Here is a 15,301-nt window from a genome sequence, read left to right as displayed (position 1 = left end):
CCAATAAAAAACCCCACCTTCTTGCGAAGGCAGGGTTTTGTATTGGTGGAGCTGGGGGGATTGGTTCTTGCACATCCATGTGCAAGCCCGCTACGCGGCGGCCTAAAGGCCGACCAAAATTGATCCAGTCAATTTTGTGAACCCGGGTTTATAACTCAATACCTACTGTACTACCAATAAAAAACCCCACCTTCTTGCGAAGGCAGGGTTTTGTATTGGTGGAGCCGGGGGGATTTGAACCCCCGTCCGTCAGTCCGCTGCTTAGTGCTCTACATGCTTAGATTCCGTCAATTAATTTAGCCGCATACAGCCCGACGGGCAGGACGTGTTTGGCGATCCCGATTATTATTTAGCAGATCCACCCCGGGCGAGGCTTCACAGCGATCCAGTTCTAAATGACAGTCAGTAGCGCGATACTGGCACCTTGCTAAAGACCGCTAGAGGCGAACCTCTAGGTCATGCAACAAAAAGCTACTTACGCAGCTAGTTGAGCACCATAGTTGTCGTCGTTGGCAACTAATAAATTGCAGCTTTGGATTAACGTGATTGGCTACCATCACGACATGCACACTTAAGTTTTGTAACCGTCGTCGAATCCTAATCGGCCCCGAAACTGTTGTTGATAGCGGTTAGCGTTAGCCGTTATCACTTAAGGTTCGCTCATTATAGAGCGAGTGTTTGTCTGCGGCTACTCCTCATTTACATAAAGTGATATTAAGGCGATAAAGTGTCGTTGAGAGCTGTGGGGAATGGAATAGCTTGGGAAGAACAGGGATGGGACGACCCGTAGGTTATGCGTCCGCACCCCAGTTGATGCTCCCTGAGGGAGATCTGTCGTGGCACCGAAGTGTCATTGTTAATATGGCCCCGAAGTGGTTAAATTGCAATGCGGTGGTTAGAGTGTTTACGTCTAAAAAAGCGCTTTATAAAGTCATTCGATATTTTTGAAAAGTATTGCTGATTTTTACTGGCGCGTGTTGTCGCGCACTATGCGTTGTTTTTCGCGGCCCCAGTCTCTATCTTTTTCGGTAGCGCGTTTATCGTGTTTTTGCTTGCCTTTGGCGATGCAAACTTCGGCTTTAACTAAATGGCCTTTCCAGTACAGGGCGGTACACACACAGGTGAGACCATCTTGTTGCGTAGCGGAAATTATTTTGGCCAGCTCGCGTTTATTGAGTAACAGCTTGCGGGTGCGCATGGGCTCTGCCACATAGTGGGTAGAAACCGTGTTTAGTGGGGTGATATGCGCGCCTATCAGCAGGGCCTCACCGTTTTGCATATGCACATAGGTGTCGACTATTTGTACTTTGCCTTCTCTTAAGCTTTTTACTTCCCAGCCTAATAGCACGACGCCAGCTTCAAATTTGGTTTCAAGCTGGTAATCGTGTTTGGCCTTTTTGTTAAGGGCGATGGTGTTGCTGGTATGTTTGGGTTTGTTTTTGCTCATGGGGCGGCATTATAGGTATTTCATTGGCTAATGAATATAGGGGGGGATGAGAATATAGGGGATGCCTATAGCCGCCTTTAAGTTATGCGGCTTGTTTATCGCCATAGTCTAGGGCTTTACGGTAAGCTGTATTTATTTTTTGGGCGTATTTAGGGGAAGGTGCAGAGCCAGTGTCTTTATTAAGGGAATCTAGCCAGGGCGTATGGGGCAGCCGTTGGACGTTTGTGGCGGCTACCGCTGGTGCTGCGGTAGGCATGGGTAACTTATGGAAGTTTTCTGCCTTGGCGGGTGCCAACGGCGGTGGAGCTTTTGTATTGGTGTATCTCTGTTTTGTGCTCATGGTGTCGTTGCCAGTGCTGATTGCCGAGGTGGTGATAGGCAGCCGTGGCCGTGCTAACCCTATTACCGCCAGCCATAATTTGGCCCGTGAGGCCGGCGTTTCCACGCTGTGGCAGAGCATGGGCTGGTTGGGTTGTTTAGCGGGCTTGTTGATTCTTTCCTATTACAGCGTCATGGCGGGGCTGGGTATTGCCCATATAGAGAGTGTTTTTAGTGGCCAATATAAGGGGTTAAGCGCGGCTAAAGTGGGCGAGGTGTTTAATCAATTACTGGCTGACCCGCAACAATTGGCGTTGTGGCACAGCGTGTTTATAGGCTTGGTAGTGTTGGTGGTCTCTACAGGGGTGGAGTGGGGCATGGCAAAAATGGCCCGTATTATCTTGCCGGTGTTTGTGATTTTGCTGCTGATCGTGGTGTTTTATAGTAATCGCATGGGCGATATGGCCGCCGCCCAGCAGTTTTTGTTTAGTTTTCAGTGGCAGGCCATTACCCCTGAGATTATGTTAGCGGCCTTGGGTCAGGCTTTTTTTACGCTGAGCATAGGCTTAGGGGCGATGATGGCCTTTGGTGCTTATATGCCCGATGGCCGCTCAGTGGCGGGGCTGTTATCGGTGGTGGTGTTGATCGATACCGCGGTAGCCTTGTTGGCCGGTTTGGCCATATTCCCTTTGGTGTTTAGCTTAAATATTGCCCCCAGCACGGGTCCGGGCTTGATGTTTGTGGCGCTTCCTTATGCTTTTGGCCATATAGAGCACGGCGAGTTATTCGGCGGTGCCTTCTTTACCGTGGTGGCGCTGGTGGCGTTAAGCTCGGGCGTAGCCTTAATGGAGCCGGCGGTTGCCTGGCTGATTGAGCGGGCTAAGTTTAAGCGCTTGTTCGCCGCCATCAGCGTGGGCTTGTTGGTGTGGCTGCTGGGCTTAGCGGCGTTGCTATCGCTAAATGTGTGGAGTGATGTGCGCTGGCTGGACAGAAGTATTTTTAATTGGCTGGATTATGTTAGCGTCACTATATTGCTGCCCTTAGGGGGCTTGTTAATAGCGATGTTTGTGGGCTGGCGCATGCGGCTAGAGGTGGTGCGCGATGAGTTTTATCGCCACAGCGGTTTTGTTTTTGTTCTTTGGTATTGGCTTTTACGTTATATTGCCGCACCTGCTGTATTGGTGATTTTGCTGGTGCCTGTGTATAGGCATTGGTTTTAATGCTGCTTAGCCCCCTTTTTAGTAACGACTATATATGATGACTTCCATTCAGCGCAGTGCGTTATTGCCTTATGCTGTTGATAAGATATACCAGCTTATTAATGATGTTACCGCCTACCCCCAATTTATGGATGGCTGCGTGGGGGCTGAGTTACTATCGCAAAGTGAGGGCCATATGCAGGCGCGCTTGGACTTGTCCAAGCTGGGCTTTAGCTACAGTTTTACCACCCGCAATGAGTTGTATTACCCCACAAAGGTGGTGATGCATTTGGTGGATGGGCCCTTTTCACAGTTTCAAGGCGAATGGCAGTTGCAGGCTTTGGGTGATGAGGCCTGTAAGGTAAGCTTGCAGATGGATTTTGAGTTGCGAGGGGCGGTGCTATCACTGGCTGCTAAAAAAGTGTTTGAGCCCATGGCTAATAATTTGGTGGATGCCATAGTCAAACGCGCGCAACAGCTGTATGGCTAGGTTACCGAGTCATTACGGGTGAGCGCTATCGATAACAATACCGATCAATCAAGAGCAATGAATCAAGAGAACGTCATGCCAGCAACGCCTACTATCACTATAGAAGTGGCTTATGCCCTGCCTACCAAGCAAAAAATTATTACGCTAGAGCTTGCCGAGGGCAGCACAGTATACGAAGGCGCTTTGGCTGCGGGTATGGAGCGGTTTTTCCCTGACCTGTGTGTCGCCGACGCCAAACTGGGCGTTTTTGGCAAGACGGTGGCCAAGCCGCAGCAAGCCTTGCTGCGTGAGGGTGACAGGGTAGAGATTTACCGGTCCTTATTAATAGACCCGAAAGAGGTACGCAAAGCCCGTGCCGAGAAGGTTAAGGCGGAAAAGGCCGAGCAAAAGAATACTCGGCGCTAGGGTAATGTTCTGCTGTTTGGCGTTATTAATGGCCTGCTGGTTTAGTCGTCGCGGCTAAGGGTTTCAGCATCAGGGTTCTCTTCAGCTTCATCCTCTTCTAGCAGCTTAAGCGCCGAACCGTTCATGCTGGCTAAATGCTCGCCTTTAAAAACTAGGGTTAGGGTTTTCTTGCGTACCGGCATTTTATGGGGGCGCATAACATAAATATAATCCCAGCGGTCGCCATTAAAGCTATCTTTAATAATGGGACTGCCTAAAATAAACTCGATTTGGCTTTTAGACATGCCAACTTCCAGTTGTTTGATCATATCGGCTTTTAAAATATTGCCTTGCTCGATAGCGATTTTATGCGGTGTACAAGCTGCTAAGCTAAGCAATAAGCAGCATAGAGGTAAAAGATATTTAGTCATGGGTGGTTCCACTGTTGCTTGAGGTTGTGGATAATACCCGAAACTCGCAATTAACGCTAAGGCAGCCACATTATGGCCATCCAAAATCAGGAATTACGTAAAGCAGGGTTAAAAGTCACCCTGCCTAGAGTGAAAATTTTGCAGCTATTAGAGGCCGCGGAACAAGACAGCCATCACCTCAGCGCAGAAGACGTGTACAAAGCCTTATTAGAGACTGGTGAAGACGTAGGCCTAGCCACGGTTTACCGGGTATTAACCCAGTTTGAGTCTGCCGGCCTAGTGGTTAGGCATAACTTTGAAGGCGGCCACTCCGTTTTTGAAATGGCCAAAGAAGATCATCACGACCACATGGTGTGCTTAGATAGCGGACAAGTATTAGAGTTTTGTGACCCCACGATAGAAAGACGCCAGCATGAAATAGCCGATGAAATGGGCTATGAGATTGTTGATCATAGTCTTGTTTTGTATGTAAAGCCGAAGCAGTAGCTGCTTCGGTTTTACAAGCTACAAGCTACAAGCTATAAGCTATAAGCTATAAGCTATAAGCTATAAGCTATAAAATTATTGGTGCAGGCTTCTCAAAGTCAATCTTTATCTTAAAGCTTGCCGCTTACAACTCGTAGCTACCCAAAACCCTGTTTTGGGTACTAATGCACTGCCAACATCTGTTTGGCATGCGCCCTCGATTGCTTGCTTATGTCTATGCCCCCTAACATGCGGGCAATTTCTTCCACTTTTTGTTCCGCTGTTAATTGCTGTAGTTGGGTGCTGACGGCTTTTTTATTACTCTGTTTGCTCACGTATAAATGTTGATGTCCCTTGGAGGCAACCTGTGGCTGGTGGGTTACGCACAGTACTTGGCCTTTTTCGCCCAGTTGTTGCAGTAGGTTGCCGACTACTTCGGCGGTGGCGCCGCCTACACCTACATCTACTTCATCAAATACCATGGTGGGTATGGCGCTGGTTTGAGCAGTGACCACTTGTATGGCTAGGCTGATGCGTGAGAGTTCGCCGCCAGAAGCGGTACGCGATAGGGCTTGCGCGGGCTGGCCGGGGTTGGTGCTAATTAAAAAGTGGATGTCTTCTAGGCCGTGCTGGTGTGGCTGTTGAGACTCTCTGGCGGCTAGCGCTATGGTAAAGCGGCAGTTACTCATGGCTAGGGTTTGTAGCTGTGCTTCTACTTGCTTTTCAAGTTTTTGGGCTGCGCTACGGCGTTTTTTGCTGAGTTTAGCGGCCAGTTGCTGGTACTCCAGACGCAGCTCGTTAGTTTGCCGGTGCAAGTTGTCTATTTCCTCATCGCTGCCGGCGATGGCACTGAGTTCGGTTTGTAATTGCTGGTGTAGCTCGCTGAGTTGGCTGGCGTCTACCCGGTGTTTACGGGCTATCTCGAATACTTGGTTGAGGCGTTGCTCTACATAGAGCAGGCGCTCAGGGTCGACTTCGAAGCTGTCTATATGGGCAGAAATTTCGTGGCTGGCTTCTTCAGCTTGTATCAGGGCGCTGCTTAATAGCTGTTCGGCTTCGCTTAAGCCTTTGGTTTTGGCGGGTATAGTGGCCAGTGAGCGTATGGCTTGGCTGAGTATATTGTTGACGTTAAGTTCGCCTTCTTGGCACAGCGCTAGGGCGTGGTGGCAGGATTCTAGTATAGCTTCAGCATTGGCGCGTTGTTTTTGCTCGGTTTCCAGTTTTTCCAGCTCGCCTACTTCTAGGGCCAGTTGATCCAGCTCTTCCACTTGGTAGCTTAATAACTGTGCTCTGGCGGTTTGTTCGCTGTGGTTACTCTCTAGTGTAGCTAGACGTTGTGCCAGTTGATTGTAATCGGTAACGGTGGTTTTGATGTCATCGGCTAAGCCCTGGGTATTGGCGTATTCGTCTAGCAGGCGACGCTGTTGCTCCTTTTTTAACAGCGATTGATGGGCGTGCTGGCTGTGTATGTCTATGAGCATATTGCCTAGGGTTTTCAGGTCGCTGAGGGTGGCGGGGCTGCCATTAATAAAGCCGCGTGAGCGCCCCTCCTTGGTGATGACCCTGCGCAGTAGGCACTCGTGGCCGGCGTTAAGCTCACGGCTGGCCAACCATTGTTGAGCTTCAGGAATGTCACTGATATCGAAGGTGGCATGGATATCAGCACGGTCGGCGCCGTGCTTGACGATGCTGGCATCGGCGCGATCGCCCAAGGCCAAGCCCAAAGCGCCCAGCATAATGGATTTGCCGGCGCCGGTTTCGCCGGTAATTACGGTCATGCCGCGGTGTAGCTCTATATCCAAATGAGAGGCAATAGCAAAATTATTGATATTTAAATGGCTGAGCATGCTGTTTATCTCTGTATCAAGTCTTATTAAGGCGCTGGCGTTTAACCACTGTTGTTATACACAGTATTATGGTTATTTGTACAGTGTTTTGTCTAGTTTTTATTTTATGGCTGGCTGTTGCTGTGTGGCTGTTGCCGTGACCTTTGAATAACTTATTGATATATAAGAATTAATTTTTTATGTCTAAAACCTTGATATGACGCTGAGCGCCCCCATATCTGAGCACAATAGGTAATGTTATAGGTGAAAAGGTGGCGCTGTTAGTGCCTTTTTGTAGCCATTAATCTCAGCGGTAATTGGAGAGTGTACGCAGTGTCAAAAGATGATCAAACAAACCCCGAGTTAGACTCAGCCCAGCCCGAAACGGTAGTCGATAGCGCCGAGGCCACAGAGTTTGGTGCAGAGCTTAGCGAAGTGGATAGCCTAAAAGCGCAGCTAGAGGCCTCTCAGCAAGAGTTGGCCGACACCAAAGAGCATGCCCTGCGCACTGTGGCTGATGCCCATAACACCCAACGTCGCGCCGAGGCCGAGGTGGATAAGGCCCGCAAGTTTGCATTAGAGAAGTTTGCTGGTGAGTTGTTGGTGGTTGCCGATAACCTAGAGCGCGCTCTAGAGGCCGCCGATCAAGGCAATGAATCCTTAAGGCCTTTGATAGAAGGGGTGGAACTCACCCAAAAATCACTCATGGCCGCTTTGGAAAAATTCAAGGTTGAACAGGTTGACCCTAATGGCGAGCCATTTGACCCGCAAGTACATCAGGCTATGTCTATGGTTGAAAACCCCGATGTGGAGCCCAATACGGTTCTCCATGTCATGCAAAAAGGCTACACCTTAAGCGGTCGTTTATTGCGCCCGGCTATGGTTATGGTCTCGAAAGCGCCCGGCGCCTAGCTGGACGAGCGGGTCGGCTAATGTCCGGCTAAACAACACAAAATAAATGGCTGCAGCCCTTGAAAAGGGCGTAAATGCGCCAATATAGATAACAACTGAATAGTAAAGGCTTGTAGCTCTCAGACAGGCCGCCATGAAATTGAACGATGGAGTATGACAATGGGTAAGATAATCGGTATAGACTTAGGTACAACTAACTCGTGTGTATCTGTGCTAGAAAACGGCAAAGCCAAAGTAATTGAAAACGCAGAGGGCGATCGCACTACGCCTTCTATCGTGGCTTACACGGCTGACGGTGAGATTTTGGTAGGCCAAAGCGCTAAGCGTCAAGCTGTTACCAACCCTCACAATACCTTATATGCGGTTAAGCGTTTAATCGGCCGTAAGTTTAAAGATGATGTGGTACAAAAAGACATCTCCATGGTGCCTTATAAAATCTCAGCCGCTGATAATGGCGATGCTTGGGTAGAAGTGAATGGCGAGAAAATGGCGCCTCCACAAATTTCTGCGGAAGTCTTGAAAAAGATGAAGAAAACCGCTGAAGAATATTTAGGTGAAGCGGTAACCGAAGCGGTTGTAACTGTTCCGGCTTACTTCAATGATTCACAACGTCAAGCTACTAAAGATGCCGGTAAAATTGCGGGCCTAGATGTTAAACGTATTATCAACGAGCCTACCGCAGCCGCATTAGCCTACGGCATGGATCAATCTAAAGGCGACCACACCATTGCGGTATATGACTTAGGTGGTGGTACTTTCGATATCTCTATTATCGAAATTGCTGAAGTTGATGGCGAGCATCAGTTCGAAGTACTTTCTACCAATGGTGACACTTTCTTAGGTGGTGAAGATTTCGATATGCGTTTAATCGAATATTTGGCCGCTGAATTTAAGAAAGACAACAGCATTGATTTACACAACGATCCGCTAGCCCTACAGCGCTTAAAAGAAGCTGCTGAAAAAGCTAAGATCGAGTTGTCTTCTAGCCAGCAAACAGAAGTGAACTTGCCGTACATTACTGCTGACGCGACTGGGCCTAAGCATTTAGTGGTTAAGTTAACCCGTGCCAAGCTTGAATCTTTGGTTGAAGACTTAGTTGTTAATTCTTTAAAACCTGTACAGCAAGCGCTTAAAGATGCTGATTTATCAACCTCTGAAATTGATGACATCATTTTAGTGGGCGGCCAAACTCGCATGCCTATGGTACAAGCGAAAGTAGCTGAATTTTTCGGTAAGGCTCCACGCAAAGATGTAAACCCTGATGAAGCAGTAGCCATGGGCGCGGCGATTCAAGGTGCGGTATTAAGCGGTGATGTTAAAGACGTATTGTTGCTAGACGTAACCCCATTAAGCCTAGGTATAGAAACCATGGGCGGCGTTGCAACGACTTTGATTGAAAAGAACACCACGATTCCTACTAAGAAATCGCAAACTTTCTCTACCGCTGAAGATAATCAATCAGCAGTGACGATTCACGTAGTACAGGGTGAGCGCAAGCAAGCGGCACAAAACAAATCACTAGGTCGTTTTGACTTGGCTGATATTCCGCCCTCACCGCGTGGCATGCCACAAATTGAAGTAACCTTCGACATAGATGCCAACGGTATTCTGCATGTGGGCGCCAAAGATAAGGCAACCGGTAAAGAACAGTCTATACGCATCACGGCTTCTAGTGGTTTGTCTGACGACGAAATCGAAAACATGGTGCGCGATGCTGAAGCTAACGCCGAAGCGGATAAAAAGTTTGAAGAAGTGGTAACGGCTCGTAACACGTTAGAAGGCTTAATCCACGCGACTAAGAAAACCGTAGAAGAAGCTGGCGACAAAGCTGACGACGCTGAGAAAGCGGCGATAGAAGAAGCGCTAAAAGAGGCTGAAGAGGCTGTAGGCAGCGGTGACAAAGAAGCGATGGACGCGGCTACCCAAAAGCTGACGGAAGCGTCTGGCTCATTAGCGCAAAAGCTATACGCCGAAGAGCAAGCGAAAGCCCAGCCTGCTGGCGGTGACGCTGGTGCTGAACAAGCTGAGTCTGCCGATGACGTAATGGATGCCGAGTTTGAAGAAGTGAAGGACGATAAATAAGCGCAGCTTTTTTATCGACAGCGGCAAGCTGTAAGCGGTAAGTTGCAAGAGAGTTTTTCTTGTAGCTTACGGCTTGTAGCTTCAGCCATATTATTTTGAAGCGCGGCATTTAAGCTGCGCTTTTATTCATTTAAAAAGCCAGAAGTAGCAGCCGAAACAGGCTGAATGAAAACTATGTCAAAACGCGATTATTACGAAATTTTAGGGGTTAGTAAGGATGTTTCAGAGGCGGATCTGAAAAAAGCCTATCGCCGTGTGGCGATGAAGCATCATCCCGACCGCAACCCCGATGACAAAGCCTCTGAAGAAAAATTCAAGGAAGCCAGTGAGGCTTACGAGATTCTTTCTAATAGCCAAAAACGTACTGCCTACGACCAATACGGCCATGCCGGTGTGGATGGTAATGCGGGTGGTGGTTATGGTGGTGGCGCCGGTGCCGGTAATTTCAGCGATATTTTTGGCGATGTGTTTGGTGATATTTTTGGAGGCGGCGGAGGCGGCAGGCATCGCGGGCCACAGCCCGGATCTGATTTGCGCTATAACCTAGATATAGATTTAGAAGAAGCGGTAAAAGGCACCACCACAAAAATTCGCATACCTACCTTGGTAGCATGTAAGCCTTGTGATGGTTCTGGTGCTAAAAAAGGCAGCGCGCCCGTTACCTGTACTACTTGTGGTGGTGCTGGCCAGGTACGTATGCAGCAGGGCTTTTTCTCGGTGCAACAAACCTGCCCCAATTGTCGCGGTAAGGGCAAGATGATTTCCGATCCCTGTGGCAGCTGCTATGGTCAAGGGCGTGTAGAAGAAACCAAAACCTTATCGGTAAAAGTACCGCCCGGTGTTGATACGGGTGACCGTATACGCTTATCCGGTGAAGGTGAGGCCAGCCCCGATGGCGGCCCTAGTGGCGATTTGTATGTGCAGATGAATGTGCGTGCGCATAAAATATTTGAGCGTGACGGTAAGCATTTGTATTGCGAAGTGCCTATATCCATTGTCGATGCTGCCCTAGGTGGTGAGCTGGAAGTGCCGACCTTAGACGGTCGCGTAAAATTGAAAATACCCTCAGAAACACAAACCGGTAAGCTATTTAGATTACGAGGCAAAGGTGTTGCGCCCGTACGCGGTGGCTCCACTGGCGACTTGCTCTGCAAGGTATCAGTAGAAACCCCGATTAACTTAACCAAAAAACAAAAAGAATTGTTGAAAGAGTTGCAACAAACCTTTGATGATGGCAACGGCGACCAGTCGCCCTTAAAGAGCTCTTGGTTTGAAGGTGTAAAGAACTTTTTCGACGACATGAAAATTTAGGGTTTTAACGCTCGATTTTACAGGCAATTACTGCGTCAGCGCTGTGCTCGCATGCTCATGTACTATTGTACACTCCGCTGCTGTGCGCAGTGCTTCCTTGCACTTACCTGTAAACTCAAACGTTAAACTCCCTAAATGGCCACTGATATTGATGGCCGCAGATTGATGACCGCAAAATTGAGAGCCCAATAATGATAGTAAGAATTGCAGTAACCGGTGCCGCTGGGCGCATGGGTAAAACCTTAATTGAAGCGGTAGGCCTAGCTGAGGGTGCAGCGCTAAGTGCCGCTATTGAACGCCCTGAAAGTTCGTTAGTGGGTTCTGATGCTGGTGAATTAGCAGGTGTTGGCAAGCTGGGCGTTATTATTGCCGGTGATATTAATGCGGTGATTAATGACTTTGATGTATTGATCGATTTCACTGCTCCTGCAGCGACTGTTGCCAATGCTAAAGCCTGTGCTGCCGCTGGTAAAAAAATGATTATTGGTACTACTGGCTGTAGTGAAGACGACTTAGCTCAAATTCATGGAGCGGCTGTAACAACTGGCATCTGCATGGCTTCAAATTTCAGTACAGGTGTAAATGCGACCTTTAAGTTATTAAATATGGCGGCGCAAATACTGGGCCACGATTATGATGTGGAAATAGTTGAAACACACCATCGCCATAAAGTGGACGCGCCTTCCGGTACCGCCTTGAGTATGGGTGAGGCGGTGGCAGCAGGCTTGGGTCAAAAGCTAAGTGATGTGGCTGTTTACGCCCGTGAAGGCCAGGTGGGCCCGCGCACGAAAGATGAAATTGGTTTTGCGACGGTACGTGGTGGTGATGTTGTAGGTGACCATACGGTGATGTTTTTAGCTGATGGCGAGCGCGTAGAGATTACCCATAAAGCTAGCTCACGCATGAGCTTTGCTCGCGGTGCGGCTAGGGCTGCGGTGTGGTTAGCCGCGCAACCCGCAGGCATGTACGATATGCAAGACGTGCTGGGTTTAAAGTAAAGCTAGGTCTTACTGCGGCAGCACAGACAAAACAAAAAAAGGCGCGTGTTAAATCATTAACACGCGCCTTTTTTTGTTTTTGTTAATGGTTTGCTTACGCTTGTTGCGCTTTTAGGGCTAAACGTTTGGCGTGTAAAACGGGCTCGGTATAACCGCTGGGTTGTTCGCAGCCTTTAAGCACTAAATCACAGGCGGCTTGAAAAGCTAGGCCGTTAAAGCTGGGTGCCATAGTGGTGTATGCCGGGTCGCCTGCATTTTGGCTATCAACAATGGCTGCCATGCGTTGTAAGGTTTCCATGACTTGCGCTTGGCTGCATATGCCGTGGTGTAACCAGTTGGCTATGTGTTGGCTGGAAATACGCAAGGTGGCTCTGTCTTCCATTAGGCCTACGTTGTTGATGTCGGGTACTTTTGAGCAGCCCACCCCTTGATCTACCCAGCGGACCACATAGCCTAAAATGCCTTGGGCATTATTATCCAATTCTTTTTGAATTACGTCAGCGCTGAGTTTACGGTCGCCTAATAAGGGGATGGTTAAAATATCATCGACACTGGCGGCGGCGCGCTGCTTAATTTCCTGCTGCTGGTTTTGCACGTTGACTTGGTGGTAGTGCATGGCGTGCAAAGTGGCGGCGGTAGGCGAGGGTACCCAGGCCGTGTTGGCGCCTGACAGTGGGTGGGCAATTTTAGCTTCCATCATCTTTGCCATGTTGTCGGGTTCGGCCCACATGCCTTTACCAATTTGTGATTTGCCTTGCAGGCCACAAGCTAAGCCTATATCGACATTGGAGTTTTCATAGGCGGTTATCCATTTCTGCGCTTTCATTTCGGCCTTGGGTACCATAGGACCGGCCTCCATGCTGGTATGTATTTCGTCGCCGGTGCGGTCTAGGAAACCGGTGTTAATAAATACCACGCGGTCTTTGGCTGCGCGTATGCACTCTTTTAAGTTCACCGAGGTGCGGCGCTCTTCATCCATAATGCCCACTTTAATGGTGTGGCGCTCTAGCCCTAGGGCGTCTTCTATGCGGCCAAATAATTCATTGGTGAAGGCCACTTCTTCGGGGCCGTGCATTTTAGGTTTGACGATATTAATGCTGTTGGCGCGGCTGTTGCGCAAGGGGCCGCTGCCGTTTAAGTCGTGCATGGCAATTAGTGAGGTGATCATGCCGTCCATAATACCTTCGGGCACTTCGTTGCCATGGCTATCTAAAATACCGGGGTTAGTCATGAGGTGGCCGACGTTGCGAATAAATAATAAGCTGCGCCCCTTGAGTGAAAACTTTTTACCCTTGGGGCTGGTGTAGTTACGGTCGGGGTTGAGGCGGCGTATAGATTCTTGCTCGCCTTTTTTGAGAGTGACGTTTAAATCGCCCTTCATTAACCCCAGCCAGTTGCTATAGGCCAGCGCTTTATCTTCACCATCGACAGCGGCAACGGAATCTTCGCAGTCCATAATGGTGGAGAGTGCGGCTTCTAGGTTAACGTCTATTACGCCGGCAGCATCGACCTTACGTGACAGTTGCTGATCGATCTCTATCTCAAAATGTAGGTTGTTGTGTTTGAGCAAAACGATACTGGGTTTGGCGGCATCGTCTTGATAGCCTTGCAATTGTTGGTTGTCGATTAAGGTAACAGTCTCGCCATTTTTTAATAACACGTTGAGCTTGCCGTTGTTAATGCTGTAACCGGCGGCGTCTTTATGTGAGGCGCCATTTAAAGGTGCGGCGCTGTCTAAAAAGGTTTTTGCTAGGCGACGTACTTCGTCGGCACGCAAAGGGTTGAAGCTGGCGGTTTTGGCAATGCTGCCTTCATTGGCGATAACGTCGGTGCCATAGAGAGCATCGTATAAGCTACCCCAGCGAGCGTTAGCGGCATTAAGGGCAAAACGGGCATTCATAATAGGCACCACTAATTGCGGGCCTGCCTGCTCGGCAATTTCGGGCTCTACGTTTTGGGTGCTAATGCTGAAGTCTTCGCCTTCGGCGACTAGATAGCCGATTTTTTGTAAAAAGCTTTTGTATTCTGCAAAGTTAAAAGCTTGGCCGGGGTGGGCTTTGTGCCAGTCGTTAACTTGTTGTTGTAGGCTGGCGCGTTGGTCTAGTAGTGCTTTGTTTTTAGGGCTGAGGTCGCTGAGTATGGCTTCAAAGCTTTGCCAAAAATGCGCGGTGTTAACACCGGTGCCGGGGATGACTTGCTCATTAATGAGCGAGTGTAGGGTACTGTCGACCTGTAAGCCGCCCTGTTGTATGCGCGTTGCCATGATAAAGCCCTAAACATCTTAGCGAATGGAAAGTGGAAATAGTCTGTTTCCTTATTCTATGTAGGGCACCATGATAAATCTAATTAATAGTTATTATGTTCGCTATAAGGTATGTGAATGTGATGACTGCTTAGCTGTATTAGTTACCGCGCTCTATTTCTTCAGCCACGCTTTTTATCAGACGGCGCATCCACTGATGGCCTGGATTACTTTGCAGTAATGGGCTCCAGGCCATTTTTAGCTCTAGTGGCTGTATCGGGAAGGGCGCGGGCTTGATTAGCAGCTTGGGGTTGTTGCGCTGCGAGATGGCTGCTTTGCTGGGCACCGTGACGATCAGATCTTTTTGTTCAGCCATTTGCATGGCGGATAAATAATGGCGGGTAAACACGGTAATGTTACGGGTTTTGCCTAGCTTACCTAGTTCATTATCGACCCAGCCCAAGCGCTGTACGTCGCTGGGGTTAACCCCCACCCCTGTACCCATGCCGGTTTTGCTTACCCATACATGTTGTGACTCTAAGTAACTGTCTAGGTTAAAGTTTTGTGCTACTGGATGGTCGCGGCTAAACAGGCAGGAGAAGCTATCGTGCCAGACGGTGGTTTGGTGAAAGGACTGGGGAATGTCGTCAAAGCGGTTGATGACCATATCCACTTTGCCCTGTTCTACATCTTGGTAGGTGACATCACTGGGGGTCATGATATCTAGGCGCACATTGGGAGCTAGTTCGCGCAGGTGTTTGAGCAGGGGGATGGTGAGGGTGGATTCTGTGTAGTCGCTGGCCATAATGCGAAACACGCGGTCGCTGTTTTTGGCGTCAAACTCGGTAGTGGGTTGTATGGCCTGCTCTACGCTGGCTAGCATGTTGCGCACTACTGGTTGCAGCCCTTGCGCCCGCTCGGTTGGCATCATACCCTCGCTAGTACGTACTAATAGCGGGTCGCCAAATAAATCGCGTAGCCGTTTTAGGCCGTTGCTCATGGCGGGTTGGCTAATACCTAGCTGGTTGGCTGCCTTGGTGACATTGCGGTGGCGCAGCAGTACATCAAGGTAAACGAGTAGGTTGAGATCTATACGAGATATATTCATAAAGTAAATACCGGACATAAAAACTATAAATTAGCTAAATCATCGCATGCTCGGATAGACTTTGTCCACGATTTAGCTAAGGTCATAA

The 15,301-nt window shown here is 49.0% G+C and carries 13 protein-coding genes and 1 other RNA gene; 8 read left to right on the top strand and 6 right to left on the bottom strand.

Annotated elements, in window-relative coordinates:
* Positions 1 to 216: 216 nt before the first annotated feature.
* Together ssrA and smpB are read right to left on the bottom strand one after the other, a co-directional pair.
* Positions 217 to 609, bottom strand: a transfer-messenger RNA (tmRNA) gene (gene ssrA / locus B067_RS21685).
* 355 nt (positions 610 to 964) lie between these two features.
* Positions 965 to 1,447 (bottom strand): SsrA-binding protein SmpB, encoded by a 483-nt coding sequence (smpB, locus tag B067_RS0114415; protein ID WP_019530792.1) that lies wholly within the window; start codon positions 1,445 to 1,447, stop codon positions 965 to 967.
* Between the two features lie 170 nt (positions 1,448 to 1,617).
* Between smpB and B067_RS0114410 the strand changes: the two genes are divergently transcribed.
* From B067_RS0114410 to B067_RS0114400, 3 genes are all read left to right on the top strand, one after another.
* Positions 1,618 to 2,985, top strand: a complete 1,368-nt coding sequence (locus B067_RS0114410) for a sodium-dependent transporter (protein WP_019530791.1) — start codon at positions 1,618 to 1,620, stop codon at positions 2,983 to 2,985.
* A 34-nt stretch (positions 2,986 to 3,019) separates the two neighbouring features.
* Positions 3,020 to 3,454 (top strand): type II toxin-antitoxin system RatA family toxin, encoded by a 435-nt coding sequence (locus B067_RS0114405; RefSeq protein ID WP_240472868.1) that lies wholly within the window; start codon positions 3,020 to 3,022, stop codon positions 3,452 to 3,454.
* A 75-nt stretch (positions 3,455 to 3,529) separates the two neighbouring features.
* Positions 3,530 to 3,859 carry an RnfH family protein gene (locus B067_RS0114400; protein ID WP_026244679.1) on the top strand — a complete coding sequence of 110 codons (330 nt, stop codon included), beginning with the start codon at positions 3,530 to 3,532 and terminating at the stop codon, positions 3,857 to 3,859.
* Between the two features lie 41 nt (positions 3,860 to 3,900).
* Here the strand turns inward: B067_RS0114400 and B067_RS21395 are convergent, their stop codons facing one another.
* Positions 3,901 to 4,269: an outer membrane protein assembly factor BamE gene (locus B067_RS21395; protein WP_019530788.1), complete on the bottom strand. Its 369-nt coding sequence runs from the start codon at positions 4,267 to 4,269 to the stop codon at positions 3,901 to 3,903.
* A gap of 72 nt (positions 4,270 to 4,341) precedes the next feature.
* On the opposite strand from B067_RS21395, the gene fur reads away from it, so the two are divergent.
* Positions 4,342 to 4,755 (top strand): ferric iron uptake transcriptional regulator, encoded by a 414-nt coding sequence (fur, locus tag B067_RS0114390; RefSeq protein ID WP_019530787.1) that lies wholly within the window; start codon positions 4,342 to 4,344, stop codon positions 4,753 to 4,755.
* 161 nt (positions 4,756 to 4,916) lie between these two features.
* Here the strand turns inward: fur and recN are convergent, their stop codons facing one another.
* Positions 4,917 to 6,581, bottom strand: a complete 1,665-nt coding sequence (recN, locus tag B067_RS0114385; protein ID WP_019530786.1) for a DNA repair protein RecN — start codon at positions 6,579 to 6,581, stop codon at positions 4,917 to 4,919.
* A gap of 303 nt (positions 6,582 to 6,884) precedes the next feature.
* On the opposite strand from recN, the gene grpE reads away from it, so the two are divergent.
* The 4 genes from grpE to dapB all read left to right on the top strand — a co-directional run bounded on the left by grpE (position 6,885) and on the right by dapB (position 11,863).
* Complete coding sequence (grpE, locus tag B067_RS0114375) at positions 6,885 to 7,472, top strand: nucleotide exchange factor GrpE (protein ID WP_019530784.1); 588 nt, start codon at positions 6,885 to 6,887, stop codon at positions 7,470 to 7,472.
* Positions 7,473 to 7,631: 159 nt separating this feature from the next.
* Entirely contained in the window at positions 7,632 to 9,554 is a 1,923-nt protein-coding gene (gene dnaK / locus B067_RS0114370; RefSeq protein WP_019530783.1) for a molecular chaperone DnaK, read from the top strand.
* Between the two features lie 174 nt (positions 9,555 to 9,728).
* Positions 9,729 to 10,865 carry a molecular chaperone DnaJ gene (dnaJ, locus tag B067_RS0114365; RefSeq protein WP_026244678.1) on the top strand — a complete coding sequence of 379 codons (1,137 nt, stop codon included), beginning with the start codon at positions 9,729 to 9,731 and terminating at the stop codon, positions 10,863 to 10,865.
* Between the two features lie 191 nt (positions 10,866 to 11,056).
* Positions 11,057 to 11,863: a 4-hydroxy-tetrahydrodipicolinate reductase gene (dapB, locus tag B067_RS0114360; protein ID WP_019530781.1), complete on the top strand. Its 807-nt coding sequence runs from the start codon at positions 11,057 to 11,059 to the stop codon at positions 11,861 to 11,863.
* 94 nt (positions 11,864 to 11,957) lie between these two features.
* On the opposite strand, the gene B067_RS0114355 is transcribed toward dapB, so the two are convergent.
* Both B067_RS0114355 and B067_RS0114350 read right to left on the bottom strand, forming a co-directional pair.
* The gene (locus B067_RS0114355) at positions 11,958 to 14,126 is read right to left on the bottom strand and encodes a malate synthase G (RefSeq protein ID WP_019530780.1); all 2,169 of its coding nucleotides are present in this window, start codon (positions 14,124 to 14,126) and stop codon (positions 11,958 to 11,960) included.
* Between the two features lie 139 nt (positions 14,127 to 14,265).
* Entirely contained in the window at positions 14,266 to 15,213 is a 948-nt protein-coding gene (locus B067_RS0114350; RefSeq protein WP_026244677.1) for a LysR family transcriptional regulator, read from the bottom strand.
* Between the last annotated feature and the right edge of the window lie 88 nt (positions 15,214 to 15,301).

Origin of the sequence: Dasania marina DSM 21967, from assembly GCF_000373485.1 — a bacterium.
Classification (GTDB): Bacteria; Pseudomonadota; Gammaproteobacteria; order Pseudomonadales; family Dasaniaceae; genus Dasania; species Dasania marina.
This window is presented reverse-complemented; position numbering and strand designations above follow the sequence as displayed.

Coding starts and splice junctions, on each gene's coding strand:
- dnaK (WP_019530783.1), top strand. CDS start 7,632: ATGGGTAAGATAATCGGTATAGACTTAGGTACAACTAACTCGTGTGTA.
- fur (WP_019530787.1), top strand. CDS start 4,342: ATGGCCATCCAAAATCAGGAATTACGTAAAGCAGGGTTAAAAGTCACC.
- B067_RS21395 (WP_019530788.1), bottom strand. CDS start 4,269: ATGACTAAATATCTTTTACCTCTATGCTGCTTATTGCTTAGCTTAGCA.
- recN (WP_019530786.1), bottom strand. CDS start 6,581: ATGCTCAGCCATTTAAATATCAATAATTTTGCTATTGCCTCTCATTTG.
- B067_RS0114400 (WP_026244679.1), top strand. CDS start 3,530: ATGCCAGCAACGCCTACTATCACTATAGAAGTGGCTTATGCCCTGCCT.
- dapB (WP_019530781.1), top strand. CDS start 11,057: ATGATAGTAAGAATTGCAGTAACCGGTGCCGCTGGGCGCATGGGTAAA.
- dnaJ (WP_026244678.1), top strand. CDS start 9,729: ATGTCAAAACGCGATTATTACGAAATTTTAGGGGTTAGTAAGGATGTT.
- B067_RS0114350 (WP_026244677.1), bottom strand. CDS start 15,213: ATGAATATATCTCGTATAGATCTCAACCTACTCGTTTACCTTGATGTA.
- B067_RS0114355 (WP_019530780.1), bottom strand. CDS start 14,126: ATGGCAACGCGCATACAACAGGGCGGCTTACAGGTCGACAGTACCCTA.
- smpB (WP_019530792.1), bottom strand. CDS start 1,447: ATGAGCAAAAACAAACCCAAACATACCAGCAACACCATCGCCCTTAAC.
- B067_RS0114405 (WP_240472868.1), top strand. CDS start 3,020: ATGATGACTTCCATTCAGCGCAGTGCGTTATTGCCTTATGCTGTTGAT.